Source organism: Romboutsia faecis (genome assembly GCF_014323405.1).
Classification (GTDB): Bacteria; Bacillota; Clostridia; order Peptostreptococcales; family Peptostreptococcaceae; genus Romboutsia_E; species Romboutsia_E faecis.
On sequence record NZ_JACRWE010000003.1, the window covers coordinates 475556 to 491259 of the forward strand.

18 protein-coding genes are annotated in these 15704 nt (G+C 27.0%); 4 read left to right on the forward strand and 14 right to left on the reverse strand.

What is annotated here, in order from left to right:
• Positions 1 to 9 precede the first annotated feature (9 nt).
• The gene (locus tag H8923_RS08780) at positions 10 to 939 is read right to left on the reverse strand and encodes a DUF362 domain-containing protein (RefSeq protein ID WP_153971679.1); all 930 of its coding nucleotides are present in this window, start codon (positions 937 to 939) and stop codon (positions 10 to 12) included.
• A gap of 119 nt (positions 940 to 1058) precedes the next feature.
• On the opposite strand from H8923_RS08780, the gene nhaA reads away from it, so the two are divergent.
• Positions 1059 to 2261 (forward strand): Na+/H+ antiporter NhaA, encoded by a 1203-nt coding sequence (gene nhaA / locus H8923_RS08785; protein ID WP_153971678.1) that lies wholly within the window; start codon positions 1059 to 1061, stop codon positions 2259 to 2261.
• A gap of 47 nt (positions 2262 to 2308) precedes the next feature.
• Here nhaA and H8923_RS08790 read toward each other — a convergent pair whose 3' ends face one another.
• Entirely contained in the window at positions 2309 to 2656 is a 348-nt protein-coding gene (locus H8923_RS08790) for a hypothetical protein (RefSeq protein WP_153971677.1), read from the reverse strand.
• Between the two features lie 424 nt (positions 2657 to 3080).
• On the opposite strand from H8923_RS08790, the gene H8923_RS08795 reads away from it, so the two are divergent.
• Complete coding sequence (locus tag H8923_RS08795) at positions 3081 to 3947, forward strand: GGDEF domain-containing protein (RefSeq protein WP_153971676.1); 867 nt, start codon at positions 3081 to 3083, stop codon at positions 3945 to 3947.
• A 67-nt stretch (positions 3948 to 4014) separates the two neighbouring features.
• Here the strand turns inward: H8923_RS08795 and H8923_RS08800 are convergent, their stop codons facing one another.
• A complete protein-coding gene (locus H8923_RS08800; RefSeq protein WP_153971675.1) occupies positions 4015 to 4236 on the reverse strand; it encodes a PF20097 family protein in 222 nt (73 codons plus the stop codon).
• A gap of 523 nt (positions 4237 to 4759) precedes the next feature.
• Here H8923_RS08800 and H8923_RS08805 point away from each other — a divergent pair.
• Positions 4760 to 5941, forward strand: a complete 1182-nt coding sequence (locus tag H8923_RS08805; protein WP_330596660.1) for an MFS transporter — start codon at positions 4760 to 4762, stop codon at positions 5939 to 5941.
• 75 nt (positions 5942 to 6016) lie between these two features.
• Here the strand turns inward: H8923_RS08805 and H8923_RS08810 are convergent, their stop codons facing one another.
• Together H8923_RS08810 and H8923_RS08815 are read right to left on the reverse strand one after the other, a co-directional pair.
• Positions 6017 to 6673 carry a metallophosphoesterase gene (locus H8923_RS08810; protein WP_172976720.1) on the reverse strand — a complete coding sequence of 219 codons (657 nt, stop codon included), beginning with the start codon at positions 6671 to 6673 and terminating at the stop codon, positions 6017 to 6019.
• A 142-nt stretch (positions 6674 to 6815) separates the two neighbouring features.
• A complete protein-coding gene (locus tag H8923_RS08815) occupies positions 6816 to 6983 on the reverse strand; it encodes a hypothetical protein (RefSeq protein WP_153971672.1) in 168 nt (55 codons plus the stop codon).
• Positions 6984 to 7169: 186 nt separating this feature from the next.
• Here H8923_RS08815 and H8923_RS08820 point away from each other — a divergent pair, with 186 nt between their 5' ends.
• Positions 7170 to 8042 (forward strand): YitT family protein, encoded by an 873-nt coding sequence (locus tag H8923_RS08820; protein ID WP_153971671.1) that lies wholly within the window; start codon positions 7170 to 7172, stop codon positions 8040 to 8042.
• A 58-nt stretch (positions 8043 to 8100) separates the two neighbouring features.
• On the opposite strand, the gene H8923_RS08825 is transcribed toward H8923_RS08820, so the two are convergent.
• The 9 genes from H8923_RS08825 to H8923_RS08865 form a co-directional block, all read right to left on the reverse strand.
• Complete coding sequence (locus tag H8923_RS08825) at positions 8101 to 8361, reverse strand: YkgJ family cysteine cluster protein (protein WP_153971670.1); 261 nt, start codon at positions 8359 to 8361, stop codon at positions 8101 to 8103.
• A 91-nt stretch (positions 8362 to 8452) separates the two neighbouring features.
• Positions 8453 to 9199 (reverse strand): Tim44 domain-containing protein, encoded by a 747-nt coding sequence (locus H8923_RS08830; RefSeq protein ID WP_153971669.1) that lies wholly within the window; start codon positions 9197 to 9199, stop codon positions 8453 to 8455.
• 63 nt (positions 9200 to 9262) lie between these two features.
• Entirely contained in the window at positions 9263 to 10384 is a 1122-nt protein-coding gene (locus H8923_RS08835) for a DUF1648 domain-containing protein (RefSeq protein ID WP_153971668.1), read from the reverse strand.
• Positions 10385 to 10464: 80 nt separating this feature from the next.
• Entirely contained in the window at positions 10465 to 10824 is a 360-nt protein-coding gene (locus tag H8923_RS08840; protein ID WP_153971667.1) for a hypothetical protein, read from the reverse strand.
• A gap of 128 nt (positions 10825 to 10952) precedes the next feature.
• Positions 10953 to 11774, reverse strand: coding sequence for a sulfite exporter TauE/SafE family protein (locus H8923_RS08845; protein WP_153971666.1), 822 nt, complete (start codon positions 11772 to 11774; stop codon positions 10953 to 10955).
• A gap of 2 nt (positions 11775 to 11776) precedes the next feature.
• Entirely contained in the window at positions 11777 to 12205 is a 429-nt protein-coding gene (locus H8923_RS08850; protein WP_153971665.1) for a MarR family winged helix-turn-helix transcriptional regulator, read from the reverse strand.
• Positions 12206 to 12329: 124 nt separating this feature from the next.
• Complete coding sequence (locus H8923_RS08855) at positions 12330 to 12548, reverse strand: hypothetical protein (RefSeq protein WP_187127888.1); 219 nt, start codon at positions 12546 to 12548, stop codon at positions 12330 to 12332.
• A 307-nt stretch (positions 12549 to 12855) separates the two neighbouring features.
• Complete coding sequence (locus tag H8923_RS08860) at positions 12856 to 14910, reverse strand: FtsX-like permease family protein (RefSeq protein ID WP_153971802.1); 2055 nt, start codon at positions 14908 to 14910, stop codon at positions 12856 to 12858.
• Entirely contained in the window at positions 14900 to 15667 is a 768-nt protein-coding gene (locus H8923_RS08865; RefSeq protein ID WP_153971663.1) for an ABC transporter ATP-binding protein, read from the reverse strand. Before H8923_RS08865 ends, H8923_RS08860 begins: the two co-directional genes overlap by 11 nt.
• Positions 15668 to 15704: the final 37 nt, after the last annotated feature.

A 15704-nucleotide genomic window follows, 5' to 3' on the forward strand; every position in this document is an offset into this window, starting at 1 on the left:
TAATTTTAATCATTCCCCATGCATGTCTTTTATCTTATCCTTATCCAATACAACATTTTTATCATCATAAGCTGCTTTACTGAATATTTTTTCAGCTTCTTGTATATCTAAACCCTTTATATCCATTTTCTCAACTCTAGCCTCGCCTACTTTATCATTGTATAATCCATATAAATAAGCTACAGCTTGTGGTAAAAATCCTAATAACCTAGCTCCAACTGCATCTGCCGCCACTGGATCTGTACTTGCGATTATAAGGCCTGGTGTATCTACGCTTTTTCCACTCGAAGGGCCTGTACCTACCATCGCTTTATCACAACTTACTATTGATAAATCTATAGGGACTTTATTAGCAAACGCTCTTATAAACCCATGTAAATCTTCATGTATGCCTGTATTTTTCTTAGGATATCCATGAACTTCTGCTGGTGGCCATCCCATTGCTATATTTTTTATACTTGCAGTTACAGTTGCTTCTTCATGATTTTTAAGTTGGGTAAAAGATATAATCACATCTGCTTCATCTATTATCTTATTTATTGGAGTTGATTTTATTATATGATGATCTAGTTGTAAATTAACATATGGTCCATAGTTTAAATCAACAAATTCTACATTTTCCTCATCTATAACTTTGTCATATCCTACCTTAGTCATTATATCTGAAGTTTTACCGCCACCTGAACCTGTTGCTATATATATTTTAGCTACCTCTTTTGATTTCACATATTCTATTAAAGTTTTTAAAGTCTTTGGCCCTACCACTGCACCTGTTCTTGGCCCCTTATCATTGACCCAATTAGGAGTTATAATTACTGTATCACCTTTCTCAATTACCTTATCTATTGGAAGCATATCTAAAGCCTTCTCTAAGGATTTACTTTCTGTAAATGCTTTAGTTATAGCAACATACGGCTCTTTCACTTTGCGTTTTCTCATTCTTTCACCTCTTTAAATAATATTTTTCTATATTTTAATTATTTGTAAATTCCTCATAATTACACCTCTATAATCATAAATTTCATTAAGTATATTTTTAAAAGTTAGCAGGTGATTTTTTGCGTTTATTAAGAACTTATAGAAAACCAATTCATTTAGAAGTACTTACCAGTGTACTACTTATATGTGCAACTGTATTAGCATTAGTTACATACAACAGCCCTTATAGAAGTGTTTATAAATATATTTTTAATAAGATATATATTACTCCTAATTTTTCTTTACATATGTTTATAAATGATTTTTTAATGGCAATATTTTTTTTGGTGGCTGGACTTGAAATTAAGCATGAGATACTATATGGAAATCTTTCAAGTTTAAAAAAAGCATCCTTTCCAGTTATAGCTTCTTTAGGAGGAGTAGTTGTACCTGCAATTATATTTTTTCTATTTAATAAAAATACTCCTTTTTTAAATGGAATTTGTATCCCAATATCTACTGATATAGCTTTTGCTGTTGGTTTATTTTTATTATTTAGAAATAAACTAAACCCTTCTCTAAAGATATTTTTATTATCATTAGCTGTCGTAGATGACTTAATCTCTATTGCTGCAATTGGTATAATTTATTCTCTAGATATTAATCTATTATATCTTTCTATAGCTTTGTTATTCTTGATAGTATTATGTTTAGCTAACGCAGTTTTTAAAGTAGACAGTATTACATATTATCTTATTGGTGGTGTTTGCTTGTGGTATTTTATTCATTTAAGTGGTGTACACTCTACTATTAGTGGTATCCTTTTAACACTTGCAATCCCCTCTAAGCCTAGATTATATAATTTAAGCGTATTAGAAAGGCTCCAACGTTTTTTGGTTCCCTTAAATAGTTTGATTATCATTCCATTATTCGCTTTTTCTAATACTGGTGTATCACTTAACTATAATTTAGATTTTTCTAGTGCTACGTCATTATCTTTAGGTATTATTCTAGGTTTATGTATAGGTAAACCATTAGGAATTATGCTATTTTCATATGTATCTTGTTTATTTGGAATTACTGAAAAACCGTCTTATATACCTTGGAACTCTGTTTTTTTAGTTTCTTTACTAGCTGGTGTCGGTTTTACTATGTCTATATTTGTCTCAGAGATTGCTTTTATTCGAGATGCAGCTCTTATTAATATTGCTAAGATGTCTATACTTACATCGGCTATAATATCAATATGTTCTACTAGTATTGCGATTTATGTAAATAGCTTTTTTGAAAAGAAACATAATAAAAATAAATTTCAAAAATCAGATAAGTGTAATATTTCATAATTACATATTAATAAAGGTAGATAGTTTTTAAACTATCTACCTTTATTTTATAACTTCTCTTGTACTTCATTATATAGTGCATTAAAAAAAGGTCTTAGATTTGTTTTGATATAGTTATAGTTGTTGTCTTGTGAACTATTGTTAAGATTATCAACCATGTAATTAATTGCTCTTAGTAGACATTCTATTTGTATCGGTGTAAATGTTATTGGTTCTAATGTTCCTTCTTCATTGGATTCTATAGTCGCTTCTCTTAATAAACTTATAATATATTTTGCATATATATTTCCTGGCATTATTTGTTCTGCATATTTCATTTGTTCTTTAGTATTATTTGGGTGTTTTGATTTTATTTTCGTTATATAATCTTTATATGCTAACTTTCTTTCTTGCATCCTATCCCACCTTTCATATAACTTATTCTATTCACTTGCTTTAGCTTTTATTTGTATAAAAAGGCTGTATATGATTATTAACTAATTTTCATTATTTTAATTTAATATTTCCTATACATTATTTATCTATTTTACAACCTACATAGATCTCTACTAGCTTATCAATAGTTTTTGCTTTTATATTACTCTCATACCTTTACTACTTATATATTGTTTATACATTTTATGAAAGATACTTAGAATATATTTAAGTTTAAAATACAAATCAAACTCTAACTTAGATTTCAATTCTTTTAATTTTTATAAACTTATTATAATTATCTTATTTTTTTAGTATAATAAGATGATATATTTTCCAATATATAAAAATAATACTTCTTATCTAATAATCTAATAAAAAATTGAGAAAGGATGTGAGCTATTTTTGAATTTACCAAAGAATAATATAAAAATATTAGATAATATATTTATGATTCAACGCATTGTCGATCCTCAAGAAAAAAAAGTTATAGAACTTGAAAGTACACTTAAAGCATTTGGCTCTCATAAGTGTTTTGACTTTTGGAAAAGTGGTGCGTCATGCCCTAACTGTATTTCAATGAGAGCTTTGAATGAAAATAGTTCATTTTCTAAATTAGAAAGTTTAAATGATAAACTATATATGATAATAGCTGCTCCATTAAATATAAATAATAAAACTTATATCCTTGAGCTTATAAAAGATGTCACAAATGATACATTATTCTCTAATTACAAAGATAAAACTATAGAAGAATTAAAGTATGAAATAAATAAATTAAATATGCTAGTCGTGACAGATGAGTTAACAAGTATATATAATCTTAGATATTTAAATGAAAACTTACCTGTTGCCCTTAATCATTTGTCCTTACCAGATTATTCTGTTAGCATAATAATTTTAGATATTGATAAATTTAAGCTAATTAATGATACTTACGGCCATCTATGTGGCGATTATATAATTAAAGAGTTTGCGAATTTAATAAATTCATATATAAATAAAATAGGTGGATGGGCTTGTAGGTATGGTGGTGACGAGTTTATATGTGTTATTGAAAATATTTCAGAAAAAGATACTTATGATAAAATCTATTCCTTTAAAAGGATATTAAAAAATACTTCTTTTATCTATCAAGATAATGAAATTCATATTACATGTAGCTATGGCATTGCCAATCTTTCCAATGAAAATATAACCCTTACTGAAGCTTTGAATCTAGTTGATTCTAGACTTTATGAATCAAAAAAAACTAGAGATACTATTTCTTAAATTTATAAAACTTTAAAAATAATATAAAAAATAGAGCCCCCTATGCTCTATTTTTATATATTATTTATTAAATATTATCTTCTTGTAAATCTATAACTATCTTGTCACATCTATTACAAAAATAAGCCCCTACACTATTAGAACTAGACTTATCAGAAAGCCTAATCCCTTTAATAAATGGTGATAAAAATATACCCTTATCTTTTCCTTGTGGTATCCATTTAATAGAGTATCTATCTCCATGTATAATACCAGATTCCATATTTTTATTACAATATGGACAAACCATGTAATCCCCCCTAAATTTCAACTTGAAATTTTCTATGATACACTGTATCTTTCAAATTAGTATATTATTAAATAATGCTATTTCACATTAAAGTTTTCTTAAATATTGATATCATAGTAAATCCTAATGCAACTATAATTGATAACGAAATAACTATATTTTCAAAAATAATCATTACTATATATCCAACATATTCCAGTTGTACTCCTCCTTAACACAATAATTGTAATAATAAATTAATTTTATTTCAACAATATATAATAAATCTATTTTATTTAATTTTAAATATACAATTAATTCATTTTCATTTAAACTTACTCCTTAATAATATAAAATTTTTATACATTCTCAATTCAAAATACAAAATCAGTCAATAAGTTAACAAAACTGGATCATTTATATGAATTTCATATAATAATTCACAATTACCACATAGTAATATATAATACTACTTGGGGGTAATTGGTATAATATTTTACTAAAACATATGGGGGGTATTATGAAATTAAATTACAAGCATACTATGTATGCATCTTTTACCGGTTATATCGTACAAGCAATAATAAATAACTTTATACCTTTATTATTTTTAACCTTTCAGTCATCTTACAATATTCCAATTTCAAAGATTACTTTTTTAGTTACTTTCAATTTTGGATTTCAATTAGTGATTGATTTTTTATCAGCTGGATTTATTGATAAAATTGGTTATAGGACTTCAGTTGTTATTGCTCATATCTGCTCAGCTTCAGGTCTTATATCATTAACTGTATTACCAGAACTTTTTAATGATCCTTTTATAGGACTAATACTTTCTGTTATGATTTATGCTGTTGGCGGTGGATTAATTGAAGTACTTATAAGTCCAATTGTAGAAGCTTGTCCTACAGATAACAAGGAAACCGCTATGAGCCTTTTGCATTCTTTCTACTGTTGGGGACATGTAGGCGTAGTATTATTATCAACTGTATTTTTTGCAGTATTTGGAATTTCAAATTGGAAAGTACTTGCAATTATTTGGTCTATCGTACCATTAGCTAATACATTTTTCTTTATGAAGGTCCCTATTGCAAATTTAGTCGAAGAAGATGAAAATGGATTAACAATAAAAGAACTTTTGTCTCAAAAAATATTTTGGATTATGGTAATCTTAATGATATGCGCTGGTGCAAGTGAGCAATCTATTAGCCAATGGGCTTCAACATTTGCTGAAAAAGGTCTTGGTGTTAGTAAGTCAATCGGTGATTTAGCTGGACCAATGCTTTTTGCTGTAATGATGGGATTATCTCGAATTGTCTATAGTAAATTTGGTGAAAAAATTGATCTTGAAAAATCAATGATATATAGTGGAGTTCTTTGCTTTCTAAGTTATCTTATTATCTCTTTATCTCCTTGGCCAATATTAAGTCTTATCGGATGCAGCTTATGTGGATTATCAGTTGGTATACTTTGGCCTGGAACTTTCAGTATATCTTCTTCAAAAATAAAAGGCGGTTCAACAGCTATGTTTGCTTTTTTAGCACTAGCAGGAGATGTTGGTTGTTCTATAGGACCTACAGTTGTTGGTAGAGTTTCTAGTATTTTTAATGATAATATTAAAATTGGAATTATATCTGCTAGCATATTTCCTATCTTATTGATTGTAGGTATTTTTATAAACAAATTTATACAAAAGCCAAACACTTCTATTATAGAAGATATTTAATATAATTACTATATATTAATAAATTAAAAACCTGGGATAATACCCAGGTTTAATCAATTATAATTATATATCCCATTAAATATAAAACTCTTTCATCTCATCAAGTTTAAGACAAGCTAAATATTTCCCATAACAACATCCACAATCAATAAGAATCTTTCCTGGTTTGTGCATTATTTTGTCATGTCCTAAAGTATATGTTGGAGTATGCCCTAAAACAACTGTATAATCTTTTACTTTGATATCAGAAAGAAAGAATTCTCTATTCCATAATCTTTTATCTTCAGACGTATTATTGAGTGCTTCTTCTAATGTATAGTCTCTATCCGAATTATAAAATCCACCATGGACTAAAATATATTTACCTAAATTAACTACAGTAGGTAATTTATCTAGATACTCCACCAATTCTTCTATATATTTATCATCTTTTTCTTGTAATTTATTATACGTTATAAGTCCATCTGCTTTAAACCAAGGATTTTTTTGTATAGGAAATTCATCATACATACCTTTATAAAAATCTACCAATCTACGTTCATGGTTTCCTTTTATTAGGTGTATATTATTATATTGTCTAATATGATCTACAATTTCAAGTCCGCCTTCTTTTCTATCTATAACATCTCCAATTATATAAAGATTATCATTTTCATTAAATTCTATTTTTGATAACATTTCAATATACTTATTATATTCTCCATGTATATCTGAACATATATAAGTAGCCATAAATTTAGTCTCCATTTCATTATGATTAATAATTATATCATAAAATTTCAACAAAATTCACTAAATCACTTAAAAAACTAATTTATGGCTTATTATATACACTATATCATCCATCATTATATTTATATATTAGTTTTCTTAATTAACTATTCTTATGAGCCCATTTAATTAATTCATCCCATAAGTTCTCTGTACATACTCCTAATATTAAAACAAAAACAACAACATATAAAATATATATGGGTAAGATTAAGTATCTACGTTTCTTTCCATTAAGAAAATTCTTGCATTTATCTCTTAACAAATACATCAATAACCCTCCTCTTTATACCTTAATCATAGTTCAATTTAAGGAAATAATCATTATCTCTTATTTTTTACTAATATACTTCTATAGAATCAATGTCAATATACTACTTTAATTTATTTATAATTCATATAACGTATTTAATCCTAATAGTATATACTATAACTTTATTGTTAAAGGAGAATATTAATGAGAATAAAAGGTAAAAACGTACTTATAAATGATAATTGTATATTTCGATATATGCTAATGATATTTGGCATATTTTTATGCTCTATAGGTATCAATGCATTTTTAACTCCCTCTAAGCTTCTAAGTGGTGGCGTTGCAGGAATAAGTGTAATTTTATATCAGCTTTTTGGATTAAATCAAGGTATAAGTACCTTTTTAATCAATATTCCTATATTTATAATAGGAATAAAATATTTGGACAAAGATTTTTTAATTATTAGCTTCATTAATATGTTTATATTTTCTTTCGCATTAGGTGTAACTCAAAATTTATATAGATACATATACCTTAATGACAATATAATTCAATGTATATATGGTGGGTTATTAAACGGTTGTGGTATGGGTATTATATTCAAGTCTAGAGCATGTTGTGGAGGATTAGATATAATAGCTGCTAGCTTAAAAAAAGAATTCAATATAGAGATGAAAAATACCTTTTTAGCTATAAATTTATTTATTGTTGCTGTTGGTGGATTTTTCTTTGGATTTAAATTAGCATTATACACTCTAGTTGCAATGTATATTGCTTCACATACAATGGATGTGGTAAAAGATTCTTTCAATAGTCAGAAATCAATAATTGTTGTTACTGATTATGATGCACAAATTGCAGATTCAATAATGACTAAATTAGGAAGAGGTGTTACTTATTTATCTGCTGAAGGAGCATATACTCATCATAAAAAGAAACTTCTCTATTGCATTGTAAAAACTAGTGAAATAGCTAAATTTAAGGATTTAGTATATTCCATTGATAACAAATCCTTGGTTTGTATTAATGATGTTAATGAAGTTAGAGGTGGAGGATTTAGAGGTAAGTTTTTATAGTAAATATACTATTTTAATAATAAATAAACCCTACATATTTTAGCAGGGTTTATTTTCTTTATTTTTTAGGACTTGTTGCTTCCTCAAGTTCAATTAAATATTTTAAAGCTTCTTCTCTATTATTCTTGCACATATCTTCACATGGCTTTAATTCACCACATACTTTCGGTCGTTTAGGATTTTTAAATATTCTACACATGTTGTTGTCATCTAATTGAACACATCTTTGTCCTGCAGGTTTTCCATTTTCCATATTTGGAATAGGAGATGTAATAGATGGAGCTATACAACATGCGCCACAATTTGGCCTACATTCCATAGTTGTTATCTCCTTAAGTTTTATGTTCTAATATAATAACATAACTAACTATAATTTATAAAGTATTTATTTTGATATTTATTAAATATAACTAAACCTCTATTATACCAATCTCTTCTAATTCTGAAATATTTCCACTTTGCTTTATTTCATCTAGTATCCATCTGTCATTCACATTATTAAACTTCCAATATTCTATAAATGGTGCAGAAATATTTTTATTACCTTCAATAATTTTTGTATCTTTCTCTATATAATCTATCATAGATCCTTTTATAGCTACCCATATAACTTTTCTATTTTCTACTTTATCAATTTCTATCCCAAAAACTCTAATAGATAATAGTTTTACTTTTTTCAATACATTTCTTTCATTTCTTACTTTCATCCACTCAAGTTTAGTTTTATGATTATTGTAAAGCTTATCAGTAGAATATCCTATAGCTATATCTTGATTCATCTCTGTCCAAGCCTTTTGCATTATATAAAAAGTAGATTCTATATCTTTATTTATTTTATCCAATTCATAATTAAAGTCATTTACACATAACTCTTTTAAAACCCGATTGCATTCCTTTTGTTTTCTTATAACTCTAACATTGCAAAGTATATTATTTGTTCTTTGTATAATTATCATCGAAGTTGTCATAACTATCATTGTTATAGCTCCAGAGATAGGATTTACATTTTCTGATCTAGAACCTGAACCATGGCTGCCTGAACCTCCTCCAGATCCACCTCCAGATCCACCTCCACCTCCTCCTGCTCTAGCAAAAGATATTGATGTAAACATAAGAAATATAATTGTAAATACCACTAAATTCCTTGCTTTTCGCACTATAAGTCCCCCTAAATTCATTATATCAAAATAAAAAATAAAAGCTAACCAAATATGGCTAACTTATATAAAACATATTATCATAGTCCCAGCTAAAGTCAACAATAGTATAAATGTCATTACCTTACCTAATGGATGCGCCATATTCATACTCCATCCTGCTCCTAATCTTTTTTCTACCATAAGACAAGGATCTTCTTCATTGTAGTATATAAATCCATAAATCCATTTTTCATCATCATTTTCAGCTGCATATAAAGATTTATCCTTTGGTTTTAAACTTCCTAACATTATATAGAAATAAATTAAAGCTACTGATATAAATATAGGCGCTATACATACAAATAAAGTAAGTTGTAATGGTATGTTCTTTTCTTTAACCATAAAAATAGGTATTGTTGTAGTAACAGATTGAATGGTCAAAGTCATTATAAAAAATGAATATCCAATCCCATTTAAATATTTAATAGCTTTCTTTCTATTTATTTCTAAGTTTTTATTATCTATATATGTATTACTTGATACACTACCTACCCCCATTACTGCAAGTAAGATAACCATACATATATCTATAAAGTTAGTATAAAATACATCTATTATATTTTTTTTAGCAAAACCATCTGGCCTTCCTCCTGATCCCCAGTGAGTAATAATAGTTTCTGGCATACTATTATAATTTACTAGTACGTATAAAAAAGATAAAATCGATAACACTATACATATACCAAATAGTATTTTGAATTTTTTTATTATCTTTAATTTTATTTTTCTTAGCTCATTATCTTCTTTTAAAAATTTTCTTTCTTTTCTTTCCGTTTTAACATTTTCTTCATTTATAACTAAGTAATTATTCTTGATATTCTTAACTTTTTTATATTCATTTTTTAAAAATATATAATATAAAGCCAAATATATAGTTGTACTAACCATTATGTTAAGACCTATATTCAACTTGAATATTAAATTAAATATTATATATATTATAATAACAATTAATAGTGAAATATTTAACTTCAGTTTAAAATCCTTATCTATTTCCTTTTCTATATTTTCGTCTATATTAATCTGCTTTATATATACACCGTAAAAATACTGCTTAGAGCTTATATTTTGTGTATTAATACTTAGCATATGAGCAAACAATAATATTAATATAAAAATTATATAATCTAAAAATATATTCATAAATTCTCCTCCGATTTAGATTATTATATAATACATTTACAGTATTATCCATATCTAAATGGTTACAACTTATAATATTTTTATTTCCACACATAAGCATCCTTCATTATATTTCTGAATTGTAAGTCTTCAAATTCAGTATGAATCTTCATAAATACATCTATAGCTATATATTTATCATTATCTAATATAAAATCATTTATCATTGTAAGTCCTATTGAATATTTACCCATAGCTATCATATAATCTTCATAGTCCCTATCATAGAGTTTATAATTTGTGCTTAAGTTTTGTAACTTTTCTAATTCATATTTAGCAGTATTTTGAAATTTATTAATATCTTCTAATGATTTTATTTCATTAAATATCTTTTCAGTATTATATTCTATTTTTTTTAAGTAATTTTCATATTCCTTTAATATTTTATGTTTTTTATTCATATTTAAAATCTCCTATATTTAATATCAATTGTATTATTTTATTAGTACCCATATTTTAAGTAAATTAATTTATAAAAATATAAAAAAGTACCTAAAAGAAAAATAATAATTTTCTTTTAGGTACTTTTTTATCCAAAGAATTTTATACTTAACATTAATGCTCCTAGTATTACTAAAACTCCACCTGTTACACGATTAAGTTTTTCTTGAGTAGCTTTATTTGCAAACTTCGATGCTACCCAAGCTCCTAATAAAGTAGTTACCACACAAGTTATAAGTGCAACTATATCGCCTAATCCTCCAATAACCATGTGACTAGTAGCTCCTGTAAATGCAGTAAATGACATAATAAATACGCTTGTTCCTACTGCTGTTTTTAAACTATACCCAAGTACGCTAGTTAAAATTATTAGCATCATCATTCCACCACCAGCACCTATAAATCCACATATGAATCCTACTACACATCCTGCAACTGCTGATTTTATATACTTTTGAGTTTTTATGTTTTTTGCTGAAGTTAACACATCAGATGCTATAGATAACTCATCGCTTTCAATCACTTCTGTATTTTCTTCTGTTTTTATAACGGGTTTTACTATAAACTTTATTCCTAATAATAATGTCATATATACAGAAAAATCACCTAGAGCTTTTTGAGGTACAAGTGAGGCTAAAAAACTACCAATTGCAGTAAAAATTAAAGTAGTTACAAGCATAACTAAACCATTTCTTATATCTATATTTTTATTTTTGTAATAAGTATAAGCAGAGACTGCTGATGCTAAAACATCACTAGCTAAAGCTATACCTATAGCTTCATATGCATTAAATCCTAAAATCGTTGTAAGCATAGGTGTAATAATTGCAGCTGCTGATAGACCTGCAAGCCCTGTTGATATACCAGCTCCTAATCCTGCTATAGTATATATTAATAATGAATATGCCATAATTATTCCTCTCCTTCTTTCATAAAATTACTTTTCATTTTTTCTAATACACTATTAAATATTTTTAATTCTTCTTCACTTATTCCTTCTGTAAGCCTTTTGATAATTTTTTCACGCCCATCTTTTAATGTTCTTACAATGGGCATAGCTTCTTCAAGTAGTTTCAAACGTGTTATTCTTCTATCATTTTCATCTTTAACAGATTCAATATAACCCCTTTTTATTAATGAGTCGACAGACCTACATACAAGTGATTTTGATATTCCTAAAAATTCTACAATGTCACTTGCAGTATCATGTTCACTTTGTATATCTAAAAATACTAAAACGTCAATTTCATTTGGGGAAAGCTTATATGAAGATACTATTCTTCGATTTTTATCTTTTATCTCCTTAGCTATTTGAGCCATACTTAGGGTATAATTCTCCATGGTAACACCTCTTCAAATTAGTTTACTTGTTAATTATTGTATGTTAAATTAGTTCACTTGTCAACTATATAAAAATAATAGATCTATCATAGATAATTTACCTTAATCTACCCATAGCTATATCTTAGGTAATATAAAAAACTTCTTTTGGAGCGACTGATTGTAAGATTTCAGTATATGAACCTTGAGTAAGTAGATCAACACCTCTTACTAATAAATGGAGTTCTGCAAATATAATTCTAAATCCAATAAACCAAAATATAACACTTCCAATGGCAAAATTCATTAGTTTTTTCATAATTATGTTTAATGCATTTTTTGCTCTTGCAAATCCGGCTTGCATAAAGGATACAATAACATCACCTAAAAGTGCCATATAGTTGATATTGATTAATACATAAAATACCACCTTAAAATATAAATAGGCGTGCGATTCCTCTAATAGGAAACACACGCCTTTGTGAGTTTTTTAAATTAGGCTATGTTTTAGACTAATGTTGATTTTATAACTTATTTTAGAAACTAAAAAGTAAGGGTATAAACTCCTACTTTTTGATTCGCATTATATTAAAATTGTGAATGATTATCTTATTTACCATAAATTACTTTATTATTGTCACATTATTATTGTATTATTTGATTATATTAAATCATATAAATTCTTTTATATTTCTCTTAAAAGTATAATACGTTCCAACAAAGTAGCACACATAAACACAAATCGTTAAAATAATCCCTGTAACAATACTCAAAATGAATAATTTACCACCAATAAAAGTAGTGATTACCTCTTGATACATTAGATAATAGTTATATATGAAGATTCCTACACCTACCAGTGCAATAGCTACAGGTACTACAAAATATATTGATATTTGCTTTAATACTATCTTATTTATATACTTTTCCTCAACGCCTAACTTTCTAAGAACGTTAAATCTATCCTTATGTTCAATAGAATCCGCAAGTTGTCCAAGGGCAAGCACTGTAAAACTTATGGTAAGTAGAACTATGCATAAATATACCCCAAGAATTCTCATTGCCAAAGTCATATTTAAAATATCATTTGTTTCAGATGATTTTACTCTTCCATCTATAATACTAGACGTTATATCGAATTCTTTGCTATATTTTTCAATTAATTCCCTGTTATTTTCTTTAAACCATTTTTCAATATATTCATATTCAAAATTCGCTGCATCTTCATAGCTCATTTCATTATTTAGATTAGCCAAAAAATTAGTTTCTGCTAGAGTAAGATCCTTACACACCTTATCTGGCAAAATAATAATATTATAAGAATAAAAATCATATATTCCTTCCCCGATTGATTCTTTGTAATGTGAATCTTTAGTAATGTTAAAAATTTTTCCATTAACATTTAAATGTTTATTCTTTGCTAAGAAATTGCTTATATCAGTATCATTAGCCACACTATGCCATTGTGTTGTAAACTCATTTTCTTTAAGATTTATTTTTTCATAACCTAACATGGTCCTTAATTTGTTAAAATCACTTAAGCTTATTGCTAACATAGGTGAACTATTCCTATCCCCAGTATAAAACTCATCTTTATCTATAAAATATTTTTCAACTTGGCAATAACTTTTTACACCATAACCTTCATCATTCAAATATTGCACAACCTCACCATAATCTAACTTTGGTATATCTTCCATATCAAAGTTGTAACTATAGTCATTTCTTATATCAATATCATAAGGAACTCTCATATCTAGATATCCCAATGACCACTGTGCCATTGCAAGTGTCATAATAAAACTTATCATAGCCCCTAAAAAAGTCATTGATATTGTTGCCATTAATATTGGTGCTGTCTTTATTTTAGATACAATACTCCCTATTAGAAATAAATTTGTTCCTTCATACTTAAAGTTAATACATTTGTCCTTTAAATATATTAAAATATAGGAAATAGAGTAAAATAGTGCAAAAGTACCTATAATAAAACTTACTAGTGATACACCTATATACGTCAGCGATTTTATGCTATAATCAATTTCTGCATTTATTAATTCAAAAGTACAGTATCCACATACCATATATAATAATATTGATAATGCAAATATTACACCGTATACTTTTCCACTTCTTCTAAACTGGAACTCTACTTGTTTACTTGCATTTAACATATCTATTAGTTTTATTTTATTTAATACGGAAATATTATACAAACCTATTATACAAAACATAGATATAAAGAATATAAATGTAATGGCCACTGTATCCATATATAACCTTAAGGTAAATACTACTTCTTGATTTACACTTACTAAAACCAACACTGTGATAACTTGTGAAAACAAGGTTCCCACAAAGATTCCTGCTATTATTGCCAATGTCCCAATTACAAGTGTTTCAATAAAAAACATGAACGCAATACTCTTTTGTTCTGATCCAAGTAGTATGTATGTTGCAAACTCTCTTTGACGTCGTCTTATCATATATTTGTTCACATATGCTATAAGTAAAATTAATATTGCTGTAATTACATAAGTAGAGTACTTTAATATTAGTTGTAAAGTTCTAAAATTATAAGATTCCTCTGTTATAAATTCGTAACTAGAGCTGGAAAGTGATGTTATTGCATAAAACAAACTTACACATATTGTTATAGTTATAAAATAAATTAAATAATCTTTTATGGATTTCTTCGCATTACTTTTAGCTAACTTAGCGTACATCTCTAACATCACCACCTAATAATGCTACCACATCTAATATTTTATTAAAAAATTGTCTACGTGTATTTTCACCTCTCACTAACTCTGTAAATATCTTTCCATCCTTGATAAATAATATCCTATTACAATAACTAGCTGTAAAAGAATCATGAGTTACCATCAGAATAGTTGCTCCCAAATCTTTATTTAAATTTGCCATCATCTCTATTAACATTTGTGCTGATTTAGAATCAAGTGCTCCTGTTGGTTCATCAGCTAATATTAGTTTTGGATTTGTTACCAATGCCCTTGCACAGGCAGTCCTTTGCTTTTGACCACCTGATACTTCATAAGGATACTTACCTAGTAACTCCTCTATTCCCAGTTCCTTTGCCACTGCCAACACTTTGCCATCTATTTCACTTTTTTTAGTCTTGTTAATTGTAAGTGCCAATGCAATATTTTCATGTATAGTTAACGTATCTAATAAGTTGAAGTCCTGGAATATAAATCCTAAATTTTCTCTTCTAAACTTTGCTATATTCTTGAGATTTATCTCTGTTAAATCTTTTCCATCTAAATAAATATTACCTGAACTCACATCATCAATAGTTGCTATCATATTTAATAATGTTGTTTTCCCCGAACCTGAAGGTCCCATTATCCCCACAAATTCACTTTTTTTCACATCAAAGCTTACATCATCTATGGCCTTAACTATATTCCCTTTATTACCATAATATTTTTCTACTTTATTTATTTTTAATATTTCTTTCATATTTATCACCTCGATAATATTTTAACTTCTAAGTAAC